Source organism: Pantoea anthophila (assembly GCF_006494375.1).
In the GTDB taxonomy this organism is placed as follows: Bacteria; Pseudomonadota; Gammaproteobacteria; order Enterobacterales; family Enterobacteriaceae; genus Pantoea; species Pantoea anthophila.
In genome coordinates this window covers 153896-176099 of sequence record NZ_VHIZ01000017.1, presented here as the reverse complement: position 1 = coordinate 176099, position 22204 = coordinate 153896, and the positions used below count along the sequence as shown (strand labels likewise).

Genomic DNA, 22204 nt, shown 5'->3' with positions numbered 1-22204 from the left:
AGCAAGGCATGGAATTTGCGTTTTATCTTTGCGGACTGGTGGCGGTGCTGACGACGTTGCGCGTCATTACCCACACTAATCCGGTACATGCGTTGCTGTACCTGATCGTTTCGCTGTTATCGATCGCCGGCGTCTTCTTCTCAATGGGAGCCTATTTTGCGGGTGCGCTGGAGATCATCGTCTATGCCGGCGCAATTATGGTGCTCTTCGTCTTCGTTGTGATGATGCTGAACCTGGGCAAACAGACGCAGAAACAGGAGCGTGAGTGGCTCAGCCCCTCACTCTGGATCGGTCCGGGCCTGGTGTCGCTGCTGCTGCTGGTGGTGATGGTCTACGCCATCCTGACCGCTAATGACCAGGGTATTGACGGCACGATTATCGACGCTAAAGCGGTCGGCATCAGCCTGTTTGGTCCATACGTCCTCGCGGTAGAGCTGGCGTCGATGCTGCTGCTGGCCGGTCTGGTCGTGGCCTTCCATATCGGTCGTGAAGAGCGCCAGGGTGAAGTCCTGAGCAACCGTCCTGCTGACGCCGCACAGGCGAAAAAGGAGAGCGCATGATCCCGTTACAACATGGATTGATTCTGGCTGCCGTGCTGTTTGTCCTTGGACTCACGTCGCTGGTTATCCGCCGCAATCTGCTGTTTATGCTGATTGGCCTGGAAATCATGATCAACGCCGCCGCGTTAGCCCTGGTGGTTGCCGGGAGCTATTGGGGTCAGGCCGACGGACAGGTTATGTATATCCTGGCCATCAGCCTGGCAGCAGCGGAAGCCAGTATTGGTCTGGCGCTGCTGCTTCAGCTCTATCGTCGTCGTCAGACGCTGAACATTGATACTGTGAGCGAGATGCGCGGATGAATCTTCTCTATTTAACTGTCTTGTTTCCGCTAATCGGCTTTCTGCTGTTAGCGTTTTCCCGCGGTCGCTGGTCAGAGAACCTGTCGGCCACGATTGGTATGGGATCGGTAGGCCTGGCGGCCCTGACCACAGCGATGATCGGTTTCGACTTCTTCGCAAACGGTCAGCAGGCTTATACCCAGTCGCTCTGGACCTGGATGCATGTCGGCAACTTCGACATGAAGGTGAACCTGGCGCTGGATGGCCTGTCGCTGACGATGCTGTCTGTGGTAACCGGTGTGGGTTTCTTCATTCACATGTTCGCCTCCTGGTACATGCGGGGTGAAGAGGGCTACTCCCGCTTCTTCGCCTACACCAACCTGTTTATCGCCAGCATGGTGGTTCTGGTGCTGGCCGATAACCTGATGCTGATGTATCTGGGCTGGGAAGGGGTAGGGCTCTGCTCCTATCTGCTGATCGGTTTCTACTACAGCAATCCGGAAAATGGCAAAGCGGCGATGAAAGCGTTCATCATCACCCGCGTGGGCGACGTCTTCCTGGCATTCGGCCTGTTCATCCTCTACAACGAGCTGGGCACGCTGAACTTCCGTGAGATGATGGAGCTGGCACCGGCGCACTTTGCCGCAGACAACCATATGCTGCAGTGGGCAACCCTGATGCTGCTGGGTGGCGCGGTCGGTAAATCGGCTCAGCTGCCGTTGCAGACCTGGCTGGCAGACGCCATGGCCGGTCCGACACCGGTTTCAGCACTGATCCACGCCGCGACCATGGTCACCGCGGGCGTCTACCTGATTGCCCGTAGCCACGGTCTGTTCCTGCTGACGCCGGAAGTGCTGCATCTGGTAGGGATTGTCGGGGCGATTACCCTGGTACTGGCGGGCTTTGCTGCGCTGGTACAGACCGATATCAAACGCGTGCTCGCTTACTCCACCATGAGCCAGATTGGCTACATGTTCCTGGCACTCGGTGTTCAGGCGTGGGATGCGGCGATTTTCCATCTGATGACGCACGCCTTCTTTAAAGCGTTACTGTTCCTCTCTTCTGGTTCGGTCATTCTGGCCTGCCATCATGAGCAGAACATCTTCAAAATGGGCGGCCTGCGTAAAAGTATTCCGCTGGTCTACACCTGCTTCCTGGTGGGTGGCGCGGCCCTGGCGGCCCTGCCGCTGGTCACCGCGGGCTTCTACAGTAAAGATGAGATCCTGTTTGGCGCACTGGCTAACGGTCACATCAATCTGATGGTGGCCGGACTGGTCGGGGCATTCCTGACCTCAATCTATACCTTCCGCATGATCTTTATCGTGTTCCACGGCGAAGAGAAAATTCATGCGCATGCCGGTAAGGGGATTACCCATCATCTGCCGCTGATTGTGCTGCTGCTGCTCTCCACCTTTATTGGTGCGCTGATCACGCCACCGCTGGCGGGTGTCCTGCCAGCCAGTGAGTTCGGCGAAGCGGGCAAAGTGGGACTGGAAATCACCTCAGGCGTTGTCGCGATTGTCGGCATTCTGATCGCTGCCGCGCTGTGGCTGGGCAAACGTGAACTGGTCACCCGGATTGCAAACAGTGCACCTGGCCGTTTCTTCGGCACCTGGTGGTTTGCCGCCTGGGGCTTCGACTGGCTCTACGATAAAGTGTTCGTCAAGCCTTACCTGGGTATTGCGTGGCTGCTGAAGCGCGACCCACTGAATGGCCTGATGAACCTGCCTGCACTGCTGTCACGTATTGCCAACAAAGGCCTGGTCGTCAGTGAGAATGGCTACCTGCGCTGGTACGTTGCGTCAATGAGCGTGGGTGCCGTGCTGGTGCTGGCTCTGCTGCTGGTGATGTAAAGATTGATGAGCGGGGCAGGTTAGTTAATCTGCCCATTGAGAATGTCAAAAATTGTCCTGAGCAAGGGCGTTATCGTCGCAGCCAGTTTGGTTTCCGCCAGCGCGCAGCAACCGCAGCATACTGAAGTATGTGAGGATTGCGAGCACTGCCGGGAAGCAAAATGGCCAGTAAGATAGCCCGAACTAAGACAAAGAAAAGGGAAGTGTGCCGTGTTATTACCTTGGCTAATTATCATACCCTTCGTCGGCGGTCTGATCTGCTGGCTGACCGAGCGCCTCGGCGCGAAGGTGCCACGCTGGATCGCGCTGATCACCATGGGGCTGACGTTGGCGCTTTCACTGCAACTCTGGTTGCAGGGAGGCTATTCACTGACGCAGGCAGCGGGCATTCCGCAGTGGCAGTCAAGTTTCTCCGTTCCGTGGATCCCACGCTTCGGCATCAGCTTCCATTTAGCTATCGACGGTCTGTCGCTGCTGATGGTGGTGCTGACCGGCCTGCTCGGTCTGATGGCGGTGCTCTGTTCCTGGAATGAGATTGAAAAGTATCAGGGCTTCTTCCACCTCAACCTGATGTGGATCCTGGGCGGCGTCATCGGTGTGTTCCTCTCCATCGATATGTTCCTGTTCTTCTTCTTCTGGGAAATGATGCTGGTGCCGATGTACTTCCTCATCGCGCTCTGGGGTCATAAAGCCTCCGACGGCAAAACCCGTATTACCGCTGCAACCAAGTTCTTCATCTATACCCAGGCGTCAGGTCTGGTAATGCTGATTGCGATTCTGGGACTGGTGTTTGTCCACTTCAACGCAACCGGCGTCTGGACGTTCAACTATGAGCAGCTGCTGCAGACGCCAATGACACATGGTGTTGAATATCTGCTGATGCTGGGCTTCTTTATCGCTTTCGCGGTGAAAATGCCGGTGGTGCCGCTGCACGGCTGGCTGCCGGACGCGCACAGTCAGGCGCCGACGGCGGGTTCTGTTGACCTGGCAGGCATCCTGCTGAAAACCGCAGCATATGGCTTACTGCGTTTCAGCCTGCCGCTGTTCCCGAACGCCTCGGCGGAATTTGCGCCTGTTGCCATGTGGCTGGGTATCATCGGGATCTTCTACGGTGCCTGGATGGCGTTTTCGCAGACCGATATCAAGCGTCTGATTGCCTATACATCGATTTCACACATGGGCTTTGTGCTGATTGCTATCTACACCGGCAGCCAGCTGGCGCTGCAGGGTGCGGTGATCCAGATGATTGCACACGGTCTCTCGGCTGCCGCGCTCTTCATCCTGTGTGGTCAGCTGTATGAGCGTCTGCATACCCGTGATATGCGCCAGATGGGCGGACTCTGGTCACGCATCAAATGGATTCCGGGCCTGTCGCTGTTCTTTGCTGTCGCCAACCTGGGGATGCCGGGTACCGGTAACTTCGTCGGCGAATTCATGATCCTGACGGGCAGTTTCCAGGTGGTGCCGACGATTATCATCATCTCCACCTTTGGTCTGGTGTTCGCCTCCGTTTACTCGCTGGTCATGATGCAGCGCGCCTACTACGGCGAAGCGAAATCAAAAGATCCGCTGCCAGGCATGTCACCGCGTGAGTTCATGACCATCGGGGTTCTGGTGGTCCTGCTGGTGCTGCTGGGCGTCTATCCACAGCCGATTCTGGATACTTCGCACGCTGCCATGAGCAATATTCAGCAGTGGTTTACCGCTTCAATTTCAACTACAAGGCCGTAATTCGCCATGACAATAACTCCTCACCAATTGATTGCGTTGCTGCCGCTGTTAATCGTCGGATTGACGGTGGTGGTTGTGATGCTGTCCATTGCCTGGCGACGCAACCACTTCGTTAACGCCACGCTAACGGTCGTTGGCCTGAACCTGGCGCTGCTGTCGCTCTATTTTGTCGGTCAGGTCGGCGCAATGGATGTCACGCCGCTGCTGCGTGTCGATGGCTATTCGATGTTCTACACCGCGCTGGTGATGCTGGCGAGTCTGGCGACCTGCACCTTTGCCTATCCGTGGCTGGCCGGTTTCCCGGACAACAAAGATGAGTTCTACCTGCTGGTGCTGATTGCGGCCCTGGGTGGCATCGTGCTGGCCAGTGCCAACCATCTGGCGGCACTGTTCATCGGGATTGAACTGCTGTCGCTGCCGCTGTTTGGTCTGATTGGCTATGCGTTCCGCCAGAAACGTTCGCTGGAAGCAGCGCTGAAATACACCATTCTTTCCGCGGCGGCCTCCTCGTTCCTGCTGTTTGGTATCGCGCTGATCTACGCCGACTCCGGCAACCTGAGCTTCGTTGCGCTGGGTCAGAGTCTGACCGACAGCATGATTCAGGAACCCCTGCTGCTGGTTGGGCTGGGCATGATGATCATCGGTCTGGGCTTCAAACTTTCGCTGGTTCCGTTCCACCTCTGGACGCCTGATGTCTATCAGGGTGCGCCCGCGCCGGTGTCGACCTTCCTGGCGACCGCCAGCAAGATCGCCATCTTCGGTGTCATCATGCGTCTCTTCATGTATGCGCCGGTGACCGACAGCGAGGCCGTTCGCACGGTACTGGGCCTGATCGCCTTCGTATCGATCCTGTTCGGTAACCTGATGGCGATTTCGCAGAGCAACATTAAGCGTCTGCTGGGTTACTCTTCCATCGCCCACCTGGGTTATCTGCTGGTGGCGCTGATTGCGGTGAAAGATCATGAGCTGTCGATGGAAACGTCCGGGGTTTATCTGGCCGGTTACCTGTTCAGCAGCCTGGGCGCGTTTGGTGTGGTCAGTCTGATGTCCAGCCCGTACCGTGGCCCGGATGCGGACTCGCTCTACTCTTACCGTGGCCTGTTCTGGCATCGTCCGATTCTCTCTGCGGTCATGACGGTGATGATGCTGTCGCTGGCGGGTATCCCGATGACGCTGGGCTTTATCGGTAAATTCTACGTCATCGCTTCCGGCGTCAGTGCACACCTGTGGTGGCTGACCGGCGCCGTGGTGGCGGGCAGTGCGATTGGTCTTTACTACTATCTGCGCGTCACGGTCAGTCTTTACCTCAGCCCGCCGGAGCTGCACACCCGTGATACGCCAGCTAACTGGGCGTTTACCGCCGGTGGTGTGGTCGTGCTGATCTCCGCCATTCTGGTGCTGCTGTTAGGGGTCTACCCGCAGCCACTGATCAGACTGGTGATGATGGCTCAGCCGCTGATGTAAGCGGAATGACGCTCTGATGAATCAGGCCTTCGGGCCTGATTTTTTTTGTCTGCCATTGACCTGTCATCTGTAAACCGCGACGTTATGACCTCGTCGCTATAACCCATCCGGCCTTCTCAGGAGAAATCATGGATATTTGCTGGCTCGATAAACACCATCGTGAACTCACGCCCGCCGAACTCTATGCGCTGCTGGCGCTGCGCAGTCAGGTCTTTGTGGTGGAGCAGCAGTGCGCCTATCTGGATGTGGATGGCAGAGATTTACAGGCAGAAAACCGCCATCTGCTGGGGATGGCCGGTGAACAGCTGGTGGCCTATGCGCGCCTGCTGTCTCCGGAGGAGGCCTCTGGCCCGGTAAAAATCGGTCGGGTGATCGTGTCCGATCGGGTGCGCGGTGCGCAGCTGGGACGTCGTCTGATGGAGCAGGCGGTCAGCCGTTGTCAGCAGCACTGGCCGGGACGCGACCTGTTTCTCTCTGCGCAGGCGCATCTGGAGAACTTCTACGGGCAGCATGGTTTTGTGGCGACAGGGGAGGTCTATCTGGAAGATGGGATCCCCCACGTCGATATGCTGAAGGTCGCGCCATAAAAAAGGCGAGGCCGGAGCCTCGCCTGTTGACATCAGCCGACCGTCATCTGGCGGTCATCGACATATTTCCGCTGATCCGGCGCAGGCGGGAAATATTGATAGAGCCAGGTTTCGCTCAGCGTCTCCTCTTTGGTGCGCAGGAAGAGGCGCATCTCGACCGGGGCGGTCGAGTCGCTGTTCGGATACCAGTCAAACAGAATGCGATAACCCTTTAGCGGGTCGACATACAGAATCTCGACCTGTTTCACGCTACCGGATGACACGGTAATGACCGGCTCGATGCCTTTCGGCGCGGCAGCCTGCAAATCACCCCCGATGAAATCAATGGCGAAGCGACGGCACCAGGTTTCCGGGAAGTGTTCGCCAGGCGCCCAGCCTTCCGGGAAACCGCCGATACCGGTGCGGGTGGCGTCAACGCGCGCCAGACCGCTGCGCACCGGCGGCAGACCACTCCAGTAGAGCTTGTAGGAGAAGTTCAGCTCGCTGCCCGCTTTGACCGGTTCTGCGGGTTGCCAGAAGCAGACCACGTTATCCAGCGTTTCGCCGGTCGTCGGGATCTCCATCAGGTTAATCGCACCTTTGCCCCATTTGCCGACCGGCTCCACCCACAGGCTCGGACGCTTGTCATACCAGCCAATCACATCCTGATAATCTTTAAAGTCGTGATTAAGCTGGAGCAGGCCAAAGCCACGCGGATTCTCATCTTCATAGGCGTTGAACTGCAGTCGCTGCGGATTGTTCAGCGGACGGGCAATCCATTCCCCTTTACCGGTCCACATCGCCAGGCGATCGGAGTCATGGATTTGCGGATGGTAGGTGTTGCACATGCGGCGTTCATTCGTGCCGCAGCTGAACATGCTGGTCATGGGCGAGATGCCAATCTGGCGGATCTCTTTGCGGGCAAACAGGTGGTTTTCCACCTCCATCACCACGCGTTTCTCTTCGCAATGGATGATGAACTTGTAGGCACCGGTGACGCTCGCGCCATCCAGCAGGGCGTAGCAGGTAAAGGTGGTATCTTCCGCTTTTGGCGTTTCAAACCAGAAGGCCGTGAAATCGGGGAACTCTTCCTGACCGTTGCTGAAGGTGTTGATCGCCACGCCACGTGCCGAGAGGCCGTACTGGTAAGTATCGTCAACCGCACGGAAGTAGCTTGCGCCGAGGAAGGAGACGATATCCCGGCGAGCCAGTTCCGGTTTCTTAAAGGCGCGGAAACCGGCAAAGCCCAGGTCGGTTTTACCCTCCAGCTGCTTTGTATCGACCTTCGCATCGTTATAGTTAAACAGTTCAGGACGGAAGTGGATTTCGCGCGCCTCGCGGCTGGCACTGTCAACCGAGAACATGCGGATGCGGCGCTTAAAGCCCATGCCGACGTGGAAGAACTGCACGTCCAGCTGACGGTCGGGCAGGTTGTTCCAGAGCGAGTGGTTCGCGTCATACTGAATTTCGTTGTACGCCTGTGGCGTCAGCGTTGCCAGTGTCTCCGGCAGTGCGCCTGGCGCGCCGCCCCAGGGTTGCTTCGCCAGCGCGGCCGCTTTTTTCTTCAATACGTCGAAATCGAAGCGTACTGCGGTTCCGTCAGCAATGCCATCTTCTGCCCAGGCGGATTGCGCAAACAGCGTTGACAGGCCGGTCATGCCGCTGACGGCGGAGAAGGCCATTGACGCTTTCATAAACATTCTTCGATTCATGCCAGAGATCATTCCTTAGCTGTTCGAGGGTGTCGTGACTGTCGTGCAAAATGCACTTTCATGGCCCGATAATCACAGGCAACAGAGGGGTACGACAGCAGGGTAACTGGAAAATTCAGTTCCGTTAAAATTTATCAGATTAATCAAAGAAGCGAAGCGAAATTGCGTCTCTGCCGCTGCGTCTTACGCATCTTTGCACAGGGAAGGGCGCGCTGCCTGACGCTGCCCCGGTTAACAAATGAAAAATCAGGTGATTCCTGGCGCAGGAAATCGGCAGAGCGTCAGATTGTGGCTATAGTTAATGAACTGCTTTGCAATTCACACGGAGGAAACGATGGTAAACCAGACAAATCAATTCGAAACGGGCCTCGATGACGATATTGCGTTACTGACGGAAACGCTGGAAGAAGTACTGAAGGCATCCGGTGATCCGGCTGACCAGAAGTACATCGAGCTTAAAAGCAAAGCCGAACAGGCGCTGCACGATGTGAAATCCCGTGTCAGCCAGGCGTCCGATAGCTACTACTATCGTGCAAAACAGGCCGCTTACCGTGCCGACGATTACGTGCACGAAAAACCCTGGCAGGGTGTTGGCATCGGCGCTACCGCCGGTCTGATCCTGGGGCTGCTGCTGGCGCGTCGTTAATCGCGACGGCCTGACAGTCATCAAACGGCGGGTCTCACCCGCCGTTTTTGTTTTTCCTGAACGCACGGCCCGCCTCCGTAAACCCTCATTTTTCTCCTTCCGGCCTGAAGCGCCCTGTGCTCTCACAGGGGAATGCGCATTGTGTTTCTCTGATGGAGTTCCTAAAGTAAAGCAAACGTTAAAAAGGAGAATGCGACGTGATCAGAGTAGAGATGCTGTCAACCGGGGATGAGGTGCTGCATGGCCAAATCGTCGATACCAACGCGGCCTGGCTGGCGGATGTGCTATTTCAGCACGGGCTGCCGATGACCAGCCGCACCACGGTCGGGGATTCTCTCGATTCGCTGATCGCGACGCTGCAGGCGCGCAGTCACGAGGCGGATGTGCTGATCGTGAATGGCGGGCTGGGGCCGACCAGTGACGATCTCAGTGCGCTGGCCGCGGCTCAGGCCTGTGGCGTGGAACTGGAGATGCAGCAGGGGTGGCTGGAGCAGATGGAAGCCTGGTTTGCCAGCCGGGGACGGGTGATGGCGGCGAGTAATCGCAAGCAGGCCGAGATCCCGGCCAATGCAGAACTGATTGATAATCCGGTCGGCACCGCCTGTGGCTTTGCCCTGCAGCTCAATCGCTGCTGGATGTTTTTCACGCCCGGCGTTCCCTCTGAGTTTAAAGTCATGGTGGAGCAGCAGATCATTCCGCGCCTGAAGGCGAAGTTTACGCCGCCCGAGCCGCCGGTTTGTCTGCGACTGACAACCTTTGGTCGCGGCGAAAGTGATATCGCCGCCGAACTGGAGTCGCTGCCGCTGCCCGAGGGTGTGGTGATGGGTTATCGCTCCTCCATGCCGATTATCGAGATCAAACTCACCGGCCCGGCAAGTCAGCGTGTGGCGATGGAGCAGGCGTGGCAGCAGGTTCGGCTGCTGCTGGCGGAATGCACCATTTTTGAAGGCACCGAAGGTTTACCGGCCCTGCTGGCCCGTGAACTGACGCAGCGCGGTGCAGCGCTGGCGATCAGTGAGCAGTACACCGCCGGACTGCTCTACTGGCAACTGGCTGCTGCCAGTGTGCCGTTGCGCGGTGCAGACATTCTGCCTTCCCGCCCTGAGACGCTTGAGCAGCAGGTTACCCGCACCGGCCAGCTCGCCGCGCAGCAGCAGGCGGCGCTGGCGCTCTCTGTCGGCAGTCTGGATCAGGAAGAGATAGCGATTGCCCTGCATACTCCGGAAGGCAGTGTCGGACAGCGGGTGAAATTCAGCACCGGCCGTCATAACCTGGAGACGCGGCAGAAGGTGGTGGCAATGATGGCGATGAACATGCTGCGCCGCTGGTTGCACGGCAGCGAAGTCAGCACCGGTCACGGCTGGATTGATGTGCTTGAAACTATCAGACAGTGAGAACAGGGAAAATAAAACGGGCGCCTGAGGCGCCCGTCTGGATCAGACTACGGATTCAACCCATACAGGGTTAGTCTGACAGCAATAAATAGGCTTAAAGCGCAGGGAACACGGGCAGAGGAGGAAAGCGTCCCGCGCCATGGACGGCGCGGGCCGAGCTGTCAGGGATGACGCTTTTTGCGTCTTTCCGATCTGACCGTGTTCCCTGAGCTGACGCGATCTCAAAGCAAATCAAGTCAGACTTTTTTCGTCTCAGTTACAACTCAAGCTCAATCTCGCCTTTGGCTTTGCAGCAGCAGGGCAGGATCTCATCCTGCTGCACAAAGGCCAGCGGCTTCTGCGGGTAGTGCACTTCACCCTTCAGCAGCCGCATCCGGCAGGAACCGCAGTAACCTTCACGGCACTGGAACTCCACGCAGAGATTGTTGGCTTCCAGCAGCGTCAGCAGATTCGTGTGCTCGTCCGTGCATTCCAGCCGGGTGCCGGAGCTGCGCAGAATAACAACGTCGCGGCTCATGATTACAGCTGGAAGTCGTCGAAGTCATTAGCGCCCACTTCAGAGTCAATCTGACCCACCAGATAGGAGCTCACTTCCACTTCCTGCGGCGCAACCTGAACGTTGTCAGACACCAGCCAGGAGTTGATCCACGGAATCGGGTTTGACCGCGTCTGGAACGGCAAATCAAGGCCTACTGCCTGCATACGGATATTGGTGATGTACTCAATGTACTGGCAGAGAATATCTTTGTTCAGGCCGATCATTGAGCCGCCGCTGAACAGATAGTCTGCCCACTCTTTCTCCTGCTCGGCGGCCTTCTTAAACAGCTCGAAGCACTCATCACGGCACTCTGCCGCAATCTCTTTCATCTCCGGATCGTCTTCACCGCTGCGCAGCAGGTTCAGCATATGCTGGGTGCCGGTCAGATGCAGCGCTTCATCGCGGGCGATCAGCTTGATGATTTTGGCGTTGCCTTCCATCAGTTCACGCTCTGCGAAGGCGAATGAACAGGCGAAGCTGACATAGAAGCGGATGGCTTCCAGCGCATTGACGCTCATCAGACAGATATAAAGCTGCTTCTTCAGGGCACGCAGGCTGACGACAACCGTTTTGCCGTTGACCTGATGCGTGCCTTCGCCCAGCTGATGCCAGTAGTTGGTCATCTCAATCAGGTCGTCGTAATAGCGTGAGATATCCTGAGCGCGCGCCAGAATCTGCTCGTTGGTGACGATATCGTCAAACACCAGCGCCGGATCGTTCACGATATTACGGATAATGTGGGTGTAAGAACGGGAGTGAATCGTCTCGGAGAAGGCCCAGGTTTCGATCCAGGTTTCCAGCTCAGGGATCGAGATCAGTGGCAGCAGCGCGACGTTCGGGCTGCGGCCCTGAATCGAATCCAGCAGCGTCTGATACTTCAGGTTGCTGATGAAGATATGCTTTTCATGTTCCGGCAGCGCCTGATAGTCGATACGGTCGCGGGACACGTCGACCTCTTCGGGACGCCAGAAGAAAGAGAGCTGCTTTTCGATCAGCTTTTCAAAGATGTCATATTTCTGCTGGTCGAAGCGCGCCACGTTGACCGACTGACCGAAAAACATCGGCTCTTTCAGCTGATCATTTTTGTTCTGTGAGAAGGTGGAGTAAGCCATAAAAGTTGTCCAAAAAAAGAGGAAGCGAAGTGGCCTCGTGAAATGAATGAGGCGGGAGAATCTCCCGCCTGGCCATTAGATTTTACAGGCGCCGCTCTCGCAGCCATCATCCTGGATAGAAGGTGCCAGGTCATCCTGAGCATCTTCCGCACCGTCACGGGTGTTCTGATAGTAGAGCGTTTTCACGCCGAACTTGTACGCCGTCAGCAGATCTTTCAGCAGTTGCTTCATCGGCACTTTACCGTTGGCAAAGCGGGATGGATCGTAGTTGGTGTTAGACGAAATCGCCTGGTCGATGAATTTCTGCATCAGACCCACCAGCTGCAGATAGCCATCGTTGTTCGGCATTTCCCACAGCAGCTCATACTGATCTTTCAGGCGCTCATACTCCGGCACCACCTGACGCAGGATGCCATCTTTCGACGCTTTGATGCTGATGTGACCGCGTGGCGGCTCAATGCCGTTGGTGGCATTAGAGATCTGCGACGATGTCTCAGACGGCATCAGCGCTGACAGCGTCGAGTTGCGTAGGCCGTGAGTTTTGATCTCTTCACGCAGGCTTTCCCAGTCGAGATGCAGCGGTTCGTTGCTGATCGCGTCCAGATCTTTCTTGTAGGTGTCGATAGGCAGGATGCCCTGCGCATAGGTGGTTTCGTTGAACCACGGGCACGCACCTTGCTCTTTCGCCAGCGCGTTTGAGGCTTTCAGCAGGTAATACTGAATGGCTTCAAAGGTCTTGTGCGTCAGGCCATTGGCGCTGCCGTCGGAGTAGCGCACACCATGCTTCGCCAGGTAGTAAGCGTAGTTGATCACGCCGATACCCAGGGTACGACGACCCATCGCGCCACGCTTCGCTGCCGGGATGGGGTAATCCTGATAGTCGAGCAGGGCGTCAAGCGCACGCACCGCCAGGGTTGCCAGCTCTTCCAGATCGTCGAGGCTGTCAATGGCACCCAGGTTGAACGCAGAGAGCGTACACAGGGCGATCTCACCGTTTTCGTCGTTCACATCTTCCAGCGGCTTAGTCGGCAGCGCGATCTCCAGGCAGAGGTTAGACTGGCGAACCGGCGCGATGCTGGCATCAAACGGGCTGTGCGTGTTGCAGTGATCGACGTTCTGAATGTAGATACGGCCGGTTGAGGCGCGTTCCTGCATCATCAGAGAGAAGAGATCGACCGCTTTGACACGCTGTTTGCGGATGCTCTGATCCTGCTCATATTTGGTGTAAAGGCGCTCAAACTCATCCTGATCGGCGAAGAAGGCGTCATACAGCCCCGGGACATCAGACGGGCTGAACAGGGTAATCTCTTCCCCTTTCAGCAGGCGCTGGTACATCAGTTTGTTGAGCTGCACGCCATAGTCCATGTGGCGCACGCGGTTGCCTTCAACACCACGGTTGTTTTTCAGTACCAGCAGACTTTCGATTTCCAGGTGCCACATCGGGTAGAACAGCGTGGCGGCACCGCCGCGAACGCCGCCCTGAGAACAGGACTTCACCGCAGTCTGGAAATGTTTGTAGAACGGGATACAGCCGGTGTGGAACGCTTCACCGCCGCGGATCGGGCTGCCCAGCGCACGGATGCGACCGGCGTTGATGCCGATACCGGCACGCTGAGAGACATATTTCACGATCGCGCTGGAGGTGGCGTTGATTGAGTCCAGGCTGTCGCCGCACTCGATCAGGACACAGGAGCTGAACTGACGCGTCGGGGTACGCACGCCCGACATGATGGGCGTCGGCAGGGAGATCTTAAAGGTCGAAACCGCATCATAGAAACGTCTGATGTAATCCATGCGGGTGTCGCGCGGATAGCCAGAGAAGAGGCAGGCGGCGACCAGAATGTAGAGAAACTGCGCGCTCTCGTAAATTTCACCGGAGACGCGGTTCTGCACCAGATATTTGCCTTCCAGCTGCTTCACGGCAGCATAGGAGAAGTTCATGTCGCGCCAGTGGTCGAGGAACTCGTCCATCTGTGCAAACTCTTCCGGGCTGTAATCTTCCAGCAGGTGGCGGTCATATTTGCCGAGGTCCACCATTTTGACGACCTGGTCATAGAGCTTCGGTGGCTCAAACTGACCATACGCCTTTTTGCGCAGGTGGAAGATTGCCAGGCGGGCAGCCAGGTACTGATAGTCAGGGGCATCGCGAGAGATGAGGTCTGCTGCGGCCTTGATGATGGTCTCATGAATGTCAGAGGTCCTGATGCCATCATAGAACTGAATATGGGAACGCAGCTCCACCTGTGACACTGAGACGTTGTTCAGCCCTTCAGCTGCCCAGTCCAGCACACGGTGAATTTTGTCGAGATCAATGCGCTCCTGGCGGCCATCGCGTTTAGTAACGAGCAGACTCTGGTTCATGTCGCGTTTTTACCTTTGCGTGAGTATCCAAAAATTAAAAGAAATCCCGGTTTATACACAGCATATTCATTGTGAATAATATGTGGATAAACACAACATCTAGGGGGTGATGGGAAAACCTGCAACTACATGGGGGCATATTTTAGTATTTTGCGGCGGGTTAACAAGAGCAAAAAATGATGACGGGAGGGGTTGTAATTCTGGCGAAAATTCTTAGCCCACGCCTTATAAGGCCTGACACCCTGTCAACCCGATCACACTTTTTTTTGTTAATTTGATCGGACGCGTATTTCTTATTCAATCCTCAGATTTGCGCAGAAAAAGGGATGAAAATTGCGCAAAAGCCGCTAGCGCTCTGCGGCTCTGGCAGAAAAGACGGGCGGGCAGGAGAAATCTGTCAGGGCCAGCCTGAGCTAAGTGACTGGCAGATATCAGAATGGTGTGGTGGTCTGAGAGGCTGAGCGGGGAGAAGGCCCGCCGGAGAAAGAGGCGGGCCAGAGACTTAGCGGGCGCGGTGCGTGTGCACCATATAATTGACGTCGGTGCCGGGTGCCAGTTTGAAGCGGTTGGTCACCGGGTTGTAGTGCAGACCAATGATGTGGCGTTCACGCAGCGTGGTTTCATCGACCCAGCCGAGCAGCTCAGAAGGACGGATAAACTTTTTCACGTCATGGGTGCCGCGTGGCACCATGCGCAGCACATATTCTGCGCCGAACACCGCCAGCAGCCAGGCTTTGGGATTGCGATTCAGCGTGGAGAAGAAGACCTCGCCGCCCGGCTTAACCAGCTGCGCACAGGCGTGCACCACCGAGCGCGGGTCCGGAACGTGCTCCAGCATCTCCATGCAGGTCACCACATCATATTTTCCGGCGTTCTCTTCCGCATGCGCTTCTACGGTCTGCTGCACGTAGTCCAGCGTGACGCCGCTCTCAAGGGCATGCAGACGTGCGACCGCCAGAGGTTCCGCTCCCATGTCCAGTCCGGTCACTACCGCACCTTCGCGCGCCATGCTCTCGGCTAAAATGCCGCCGCCGCAGCCGACGTCGAGCACGGTTTTACCGAACAAACCGTTGCTGTGCTCCGCGATATAGCCCAGGCGCAGCGGGTTAATGCGGTGCAACGGTTTAAATTCACCCTCCAGATCCCACCAGCGCGAGGCAACGGCCTCAAACTTGGCAATTTCCTGTGCATCGACGTTCTGCTGATGATTCTGCGGTTGTGCATTCATTGAATCGTAACTCCTGACAAAATGTCCCCACAGTATAAACGCTTAACCGCCGATGGCACACCTTTCAGGCACAAGGAAAAGCGGGTGAAATCGGTGGTTAACGTTCACCAGAGCATTGCAGTGTGATATACTTTCGCACCTTTAAAATCCGGGATTAAGTAGAGGGATAGCGGCTCCATGAGCGACCTTGCGAGAGAAATTACACCGGTCAATATCGAAGAAGAATTAAAGACTTCTTACCTCGATTACGCCATGTCGGTCATCGTTGGCCGAGCTTTACCCGATGTGCGTGACGGCCTGAAGCCGGTGCATCGTCGCGTACTCTTTGCGATGAGCGAACTGGGTAACGACTGGAACAAACCCTATAAAAAATCTGCCCGCGTCGTCGGTGACGTTATCGGTAAATATCACCCGCATGGTGATTCCGCCGTTTACGACACCATTGTACGTATGGCCCAGCCTTTCTCCCTGCGTTACATGCTGGTGGACGGACAAGGCAACTTCGGCTCCATCGATGGCGACTCCGCCGCGGCGATGCGTTATACCGAAGTCCGCATGTCAAAAATCGCCCACGATCTGTTAGCTGACCTGGAAAAAGAGACCGTCGATTTTGTGCCGAACTATGACGGCACAGAGCAGATCCCTGAAGTTCTGCCGACCAAAATCCCTAACCTGCTGGTTAACGGTTCCTCCGGTATCGCCGTGGGGATGGCAACCAATATTCCGCCGCATAACCTGCGCGAAGTGATTAACGGCTGCCTGGCCTACATTGAAGATGAGAACATCAGCATTGAAGGGCTGATGGAGCACATTCCGGGACCTGACTTCCCGACCGCCGCCATCATCAACGGCCGCCGTGGCATTGAAGAAGCGTACCGCACCGGACGCGGGAAGATTTATATTCGTGCGCGTGGCGAAGTGGAAGCGGATGCCAAAACGGGCCGCGAGACCATCGTCATTCACGAGCTGCCTTATCAGGTCAACAAAGCCCGCCTGATCGAGAAGATTGCAGAGCTGGTGAAAGAGAAGCGTGTCGAAGGCATCAGCGCGCTGCGCGATGAGTCTGACAAAGACGGCATGCGCATCGTGATCGAGATTAAGCGTGATGCGGTCGGCGAAGTGGTGCTGAATAATCTCTATTCACTGACTCAGCTGCAGACTTCGTTTGGTATCAACATGGTTGCCCTGCATCAGGGTCAGCCGAAGATTATGGCGCTGAAGGAAATTCTGGAAGCCTTTGTTCGCCATCGTCGTGAAGTGGTGACGCGCCGTACCATTTTTGAACTGCGTAAAGCCCGTGACCGTGCGCATATCCTTGAAGGTCTGGCGATTGCGCTGGCGAATATCGATCCGATCATCGAGCTGATCCGCCGTGCGCCAACGCCGGCAGAAGCAAAAGCGGGTCTGATTTCGCAGGCGTGGGATCTCGGTAACGTGTCAGCGATGCTGGAGCGTGCCGGTGATGACGCCGCCCGTCCGGAGTGGCTGGAGCCGCAGTTTGGCATCCGCGACGGTCAGTACTACCTGACCGAGCAGCAGGCTCAGGCGATTCTGGATCTGCGTCTGCAGAAACTGACCGGCCTTGAGCACGAGAAGCTGCTGGATGAGTATAAAGCGCTGCTGGATCAGATCGCCGGGTTGCTGCTGATTCTGTCGAGCGCTGAGCGTCTGATGGAAGTGATCCGCGAAGAGCTGGAGCTGATGCGCGATCAGTTTGGTGACGATCGTCGCACCGAGATTACCGCGAACAGCGCGGACATCAACATCGAAGACCTGATCAATCAGGAAGACGTGGTGGTGACGTTGTCGCATCAGGGCTATGTGAAGTATCAGCCGCTAAGTGACTACGAAGCGCAGCGTCGTGGTGGTAAAGGCAAGTCAGCGGCACGCATCAAGGAAGAGGACTTCATTGATCGTCTGCTGGTAGCCAATACCCACGATACGATTCTCTGCTTCTCCAGCCGTGGCCGTCTCTACTGGATGAAGGTTTATCAGCTGCCGGAAGCGAGCCGTGGTGCGCGTGGACGTCCAATCGTCAACCTGCTGCCGCTGGAAGCGAACGAGCGTATTACGGCGATTCTGCCGGTTCGCGAGTATACCGAAGGCTTTAATATCTTTATGGCGACCGCGCTGGGCACCGTGAAGAAGACCGCGCTGAAAGAGTTCAGCCGTCCGCGCAGCGCCGGCATTATTGCCGTGAATCTGCGTGACGACGATGAGCTGATCGGTGTGGCGCTGACCAACGGTAATGACGAAGCGATGCTGTTCTCCGCCGCCGGTAAAGTGGTGCGCTTCGCCGAGAGCGCTGTGCGTGCCATGGGCCGTACCGCGTCAGGTGTTCGCGGTATCAAGCTGGCCGAAGGCGATCGCGTAGTTTCTCTGATTGTGCCGCGTGAAGAGGGTGCGATTCTTACCGTGACGCAGAATGGTTACGGCAAGCGTACCGCCAACAGCGAATACCCGACCAAGTCGCGTGCGACGCAGGGTGTGATTTCAATCAAGGTGACCGATCGTAACGGTCCGGTGATTGGCGCTGTTCAGGTGGTGGATAGCGATCAGATTATGATGATCACCGATGCCGGTACGCTGGTGCGTACCCGCGTTTCAGAAGTCAGCGTCGTGGGTCGTAATACCCAGGGTGTGATTCTGATCCGCACCGCAGAGGATGAGAATGTGGTCGGATTGCAGCGTGTCGCCGAGCCGGTTGAAGAGGAAGAGCTGGATTCAATCGACGGCAGCGTGGCGGAAGGCGAGGATGATATCGCGCCTGAAGCGGATTCTGACGATGAAGAGATTGCACCGGAAGCGGAAGACGAAGACGACGCGGCTGAAGACGACGAGTAAGTTGTCTGGCATAAGCTGAGGTTCGTTGCAGAAACGGCAGGTCAGGGGAAACCCGGCCTGCCGTTTTTTTATGCGGTGTGCAAGGTAGCCTGTGGCGGCGATGAGGCCGCTGCGATCGAAAGACCCGCCATGCCCGATCGCAAAGGATTCCCGCATCCCAGCGGATCGGCCACGCCATCCCTGGCGTGGACGCTTTGCTCTTCGGGCATGGCAGGCCTTTCTCGCCGGGATGTGGTGTCGCTTCAGGCGTGTGAGTGCGCGGGCGGGAGGATGCGGGTTCTTTTGGGTGTGGCGGAGAGGCCGCTGCGATCGAAAGGCCCGCCACGCCCGATCGCAAAGGATTCCCGCATCCCTGCGGATCGGCCACGCCATCCCTGGCGTGGACGCTTTGCTCTTCGGGCATGGCAGGCCTTTCTCGCCGGGATGCGGTGTCGCTTCAGGCGGGTGAGTGCGCGGGCGGGAGGATGCGTATTCTTGTGGGTGTGGCGGTGAGGCTGCTTTGAGCGAAAGGCCCGCCACGCCCGATCGCAAAGGATTCCCGCATCCCTGCGGATCGGCCACGCCATCCCTGACGTGGACGCTTTGCTCTTCGGGCATGGCAGGCCTTTCTCGCCGGGATAGGGGGGTTGCTTCAGGCGGGTGAGTGCGCGGGCGGGAGGATGCGGATTCTTGTGGGTGTGGCGGTGAGGCCGCTGCGAACGAAAGGCCCGCCATGCCCGATCGCAAAGGATTCCCGCATCCCTGCGGATCGGCCACGCCATCCCTGGCGTGGACGCTTTGCTCTTCGGGCATGGCAGACCTTTCTCGCCGGGATAGGGTGTTGCTTCAGCTCTTTCTGGCCGGGATGTGGTGTCGCTTCAGCTCTTTCTGGCTGGAAAACGGTTTCGCTTCAGGCGGGTGATGGGAGACGTCAGGCGTGGCGGTAAAAGCTGTCCGAAAAGCGTCCCAAACTGCCTGCCGGGCCTTCCGCTGGCTGGCTTTTTTCGCCCGATGAAGCTAGTGTATGGGCAATAAAAATTGATGATGCGACTAACCTTGCCAACTGCGAGTTCCCTTTGAAATATCCTGTCTCTTTCCGCACTACGCTTCGCATCTCGCGCTATCTTTTCCGAGCGCTGGCGCTGCTAATCTGGACGCTGGGCGCTGTTCTTACCGCGTTTTACATCATCAGCGTGCTGCACAATAAAGAGACGCAGGTTCGTCAGGAGTTTGCCAGCAACTACGGCACGATACAGTGGTATGTGCGGCACTCCGCCGACATGATGCGGGAGCTGAAATATATCACGGAGAACCGGCTGACGAATGCCAGCAACGGCATGGATGCGCTGACCGGCATGATCCCGGGTAAAACGACCCAGCCGCAGTTTACGCCGCTGTTTTCAGATGGCGACTGCACCGCCATGAGCAACACCTGGCGCAACTCGCTCGACTCCCTCAGTTATTACATCAACTACTGGAAAAGCAACTTCGCCTCCTCGTATGAGCTGAACCGGGTGTTCTTTATCGGAGGGGAAAGCCAGTGTCTGGCTGACTTTACGATTGGCAGCAGCACCGCCGATCGGGAGCGCAGCCTGAAATCGCTGCGTGAGAATGTGCTGCGCTACCGTAACAGCAACGAAGAAGAGCGCCGCAACCCGATGTACTGGATCAACAGCAGTGCTCAGCCGGGTGTCGGCACCTTCTACATGGTGGTGCCGGTCTACGTGGCCAACAAGTTGCAGGCGCTGCTGGGTGTCGAGCAGAATATCCGCCTGGATGAGTTTATTCAGCCGGGCAGTCTGCCGATCATCGCCTCGATTACCGACGAAAATTATCGTCCACTGCTCAATTCGCGCCGTGGCGGGCTGGGCTTCTCGCTCGACAGCCTGCCCGATGACAAAACCTGGTTCGGTTATCTGAATGGTTACCGTCAGCTGGTGCTGAAAAAGCCGCTGCCGCCTTCCGATCTCAACGTGGTGTGGTCGATACCCACTGACGTGATGATGGATCAGCTGAAGCTGATGATCATCAATGCGCTGCTGCTTAATGTATTCAGCGCCATCATTCTGTTTACGCTCGCCTGGCTGTTTGAGCGCCGGATGTTCCTGCCCGCCGAGGAGAATGCGCACCGGCTGGAAGAGCATGAACAGTTCAACCGTAAGATTGTGGCCTCGGCGCCGGTGGGGATCTGTATTTTACGCACCAGCGACGGCACCAATATTCTGAGTAACGAGCTGGCGCACAATTACCTGACCCTGCTGACCCAGGAAGATCGCCTGCGGCTGAATGAGATTATCGGCGGCCAGCAGGTTAACTTTGTTGATGTGCTCACCGGCAGCAACACCAACCTGCAAATCAGCTTTGTCCATTCGCGCTATCGCAATGAAAACGTGGCGATCTGTGTACTGGTGGACGTGTCGGCCCGTGTCCGCATGGAGCAGTCGCTGCAGGAGATGGCCCATGCGGCAGAGCAGGCGAGCCAGTCGAAGTCGATGTTCCTTGCCACCGTCAGCCATGAGCTGCGCACGCCGCTCTATGGGATTATCGGTAACCTCGATCTGCTGCAGACCCGGCAACTGCCCAGCGGGATCGACTCGCTGGTGACGGCGATGAACAACTCCTCCAGCCTGCTGCTGAAAATCATCAGCGATATCCTCGACTTCTCTAAAATCGAGTCAGAGCAGCTGAAGATCGAGCCGCGTCCGTTTGCACCGCGTGAAATCGTGACCCACATCGTCGGCAACTATCTGTCGCTGGTGGTGAAGAAGCGACTGACGCTCTACTGCTTTATCGAACATGACGTTCCGCAGGTGCTGGATGGCGATCCGTTGCGTCTGCAACAGGTGATCTCCAACCTGCTGAACAACGCCATTAAGTTCACCCACACCGGCTGTATTATCCTGCACGCCTACGTCTCGCAGGGCTATCTGGCTTTCCGGGTGCGCGATACCGGGGTCGGAATTCCGGCGAAAGAGCTGCCGCGCCTGTTTGATCCCTTCTTCCAGGTCGGGAATGGCGTGCAGCGTAATTTCCAGGGCACCGGGCTGGGACTGGCGATCTGTGAAAAGCTGATCAATATGATGGACGGCGACATTGAGGTCGACTCAGAGCCGGGCATGGGCAGTCAGTTCATTGTGCGTATTCCCGTCTACAAAGGGCAGAAGCCGTCGCTGATGCTGCTGGAGGATTTGCAGGAGAAGAAAATCTGGCTGGCGATGCGCAATGATTACCTGGCGGCGTTTATCACGCGTCAGATGCAGCAGCAGGGGATTCAGGTTGCGGATTATAACGGCAGACCGGGCCCCGACGATGTGGTGATGACCGATTACGAGCTGGAGCTCGATCTACCGTTGCGGGCGCTGGTCACATTTGATGGATCGCATGTGGATATGCCGCGTGAACGTCAGCCTGGACGCTGGGTTCACTCGACCGCCACACTGCATGAGGTACCGGCGTTGCTGGCGCGTATCTATCGCATCTCGCTCGGCCACGACGCGGCAGATGCGCTGCTGCTGGCTGGCCCGGTGGAAGAGAAGATTCACAACGATGACATCATGGTTCTCATCGTCGATGACCATCCGATTAACCGCATGCTGCTTTCAGAACAGCTCGGCACGCTGGGGTATCAGGTGAAAACCGCCCAGGATGGCGTCGATGCGCTTAACGTGCTGAGCCGCAATGAGATCGACATCGTACTGACCGACGTGAACATGCCGAACATGGATGGGTATCGCCTGACGCAGCGGTTACGTCAGCTGGGGCATCTCTTCCCGGTCATCGGCGTCACGGCAAATGCGCTGGCCGAAGAGAAGCAGCGTTGTATGGACGCGGGCATGGATAACTGCCTGTCGAAACCGGTGACGTTAGATGTGCTGAAAAGTACGCTGGCAATCTATGCTGAGCGGGTGCGTAAAACGCGCATGAAGTAGGGCAGAGGG

Annotated in this window: 15 protein-coding genes; 10 read left to right on the top strand and 5 right to left on the bottom strand. The window is 56.9% G+C overall.

Annotated features, from left to right (window positions below; genetic code table 11):
- Nucleotides 1-8 precede the first annotated feature (8 nt).
- The 6 genes from nuoJ to FJW00_RS02700 all read left to right on the top strand — a co-directional run bounded on the left by nuoJ (nt 9) and on the right by FJW00_RS02700 (nt 6473).
- A complete protein-coding gene (gene nuoJ, locus FJW00_RS02725) occupies nt 9-560 on the top strand; it encodes an NADH-quinone oxidoreductase subunit J (protein WP_009089036.1) in 552 nt (183 codons plus the stop codon).
- Complete coding sequence (nuoK, locus tag FJW00_RS02720) at nt 557-859, top strand: NADH-quinone oxidoreductase subunit NuoK (protein ID WP_003854236.1); 303 nt, start codon at nt 557-559, stop codon at nt 857-859. The genes nuoJ and nuoK overlap by 4 nt, the downstream gene beginning before the upstream one ends.
- On the top strand, nt 856-2691 hold the full coding sequence (gene nuoL / locus FJW00_RS02715; protein ID WP_140923010.1) for an NADH-quinone oxidoreductase subunit L: 1836 nt from the start codon (nt 856-858) through the stop codon (nt 2689-2691). Before nuoK ends, nuoL begins: the two co-directional genes overlap by 4 nt.
- A 210-nt stretch (nt 2692-2901) precedes the next feature.
- Nucleotides 2902-4422, top strand: a complete 1521-nt coding sequence (gene nuoM, locus FJW00_RS02710; RefSeq protein ID WP_009089040.1) for an NADH-quinone oxidoreductase subunit M — start codon at nt 2902-2904, stop codon at nt 4420-4422.
- Nucleotides 4423-4428: 6 nt separating this feature from the next.
- On the top strand, nt 4429-5886 hold the full coding sequence (gene nuoN / locus FJW00_RS02705; RefSeq protein WP_046102270.1) for an NADH-quinone oxidoreductase subunit NuoN: 1458 nt from the start codon (nt 4429-4431) through the stop codon (nt 5884-5886).
- Nucleotides 5887-6014: 128 nt separating this feature from the next.
- On the top strand, nt 6015-6473 hold the full coding sequence (locus FJW00_RS02700) for a GNAT family N-acetyltransferase (protein ID WP_140923009.1): 459 nt from the start codon (nt 6015-6017) through the stop codon (nt 6471-6473).
- Between the two features lie 32 nt (nt 6474-6505).
- Here the strand turns inward: FJW00_RS02700 and FJW00_RS02695 are convergent, their stop codons facing one another.
- Nucleotides 6506-8164, bottom strand: coding sequence for a glucan biosynthesis protein D (locus FJW00_RS02695; protein WP_033736167.1), 1659 nt, complete (start codon nt 8162-8164; stop codon nt 6506-6508).
- Between the two features lie 334 nt (nt 8165-8498).
- On the opposite strand from FJW00_RS02695, the gene elaB reads away from it, so the two are divergent.
- Nucleotides 8499-8810, top strand: a complete 312-nt coding sequence (elaB, locus tag FJW00_RS02690) for a stress response protein ElaB (protein ID WP_009089050.1) — start codon at nt 8499-8501, stop codon at nt 8808-8810.
- 197 nt (nt 8811-9007) lie between these two features.
- The gene (locus FJW00_RS02685; RefSeq protein WP_111207503.1) at nt 9008-10204 is read left to right on the top strand and encodes a nicotinamide mononucleotide deamidase-related protein YfaY; all 1197 of its coding nucleotides are present in this window, start codon (nt 9008-9010) and stop codon (nt 10202-10204) included.
- A 256-nt stretch (nt 10205-10460) separates the two neighbouring features.
- Here FJW00_RS02685 and yfaE read toward each other — a convergent pair whose 3' ends face one another.
- The 4 genes from yfaE to ubiG form a co-directional block, all read right to left on the bottom strand.
- Entirely contained in the window at nt 10461-10721 is a 261-nt protein-coding gene (gene yfaE, locus FJW00_RS02680) for a class I ribonucleotide reductase maintenance protein YfaE (protein ID WP_009089055.1), read from the bottom strand.
- Between the two features lie 2 nt (nt 10722-10723).
- Nucleotides 10724-11854: a class Ia ribonucleoside-diphosphate reductase subunit beta gene (gene nrdB, locus FJW00_RS02675; protein WP_009089058.1), complete on the bottom strand. Its 1131-nt coding sequence runs from the start codon at nt 11852-11854 to the stop codon at nt 10724-10726.
- 75 nt (nt 11855-11929) lie between these two features.
- Nucleotides 11930-14215, bottom strand: a complete 2286-nt coding sequence (nrdA, locus tag FJW00_RS02670; protein ID WP_009089060.1) for a class 1a ribonucleoside-diphosphate reductase subunit alpha — start codon at nt 14213-14215, stop codon at nt 11930-11932.
- 502 nt (nt 14216-14717) lie between these two features.
- Nucleotides 14718-15443, bottom strand: a complete 726-nt coding sequence (gene ubiG, locus FJW00_RS02665) for a bifunctional 2-polyprenyl-6-hydroxyphenol methylase/3-demethylubiquinol 3-O-methyltransferase UbiG (protein ID WP_009089062.1) — start codon at nt 15441-15443, stop codon at nt 14718-14720.
- Nucleotides 15444-15620: 177 nt separating this feature from the next.
- On the opposite strand from ubiG, the gene gyrA reads away from it, so the two are divergent.
- Together gyrA and rcsC are read left to right on the top strand one after the other, a co-directional pair.
- Nucleotides 15621-18287: a DNA topoisomerase (ATP-hydrolyzing) subunit A gene (gene gyrA, locus FJW00_RS02660; RefSeq protein ID WP_111207499.1), complete on the top strand. Its 2667-nt coding sequence runs from the start codon at nt 15621-15623 to the stop codon at nt 18285-18287.
- A gap of 1055 nt (nt 18288-19342) precedes the next feature.
- Nucleotides 19343-22195: a two-component system sensor histidine kinase RcsC gene (gene rcsC, locus FJW00_RS02655; protein WP_140923008.1), complete on the top strand. Its 2853-nt coding sequence runs from the start codon at nt 19343-19345 to the stop codon at nt 22193-22195.
- Nucleotides 22196-22204: the final 9 nt, after the last annotated feature.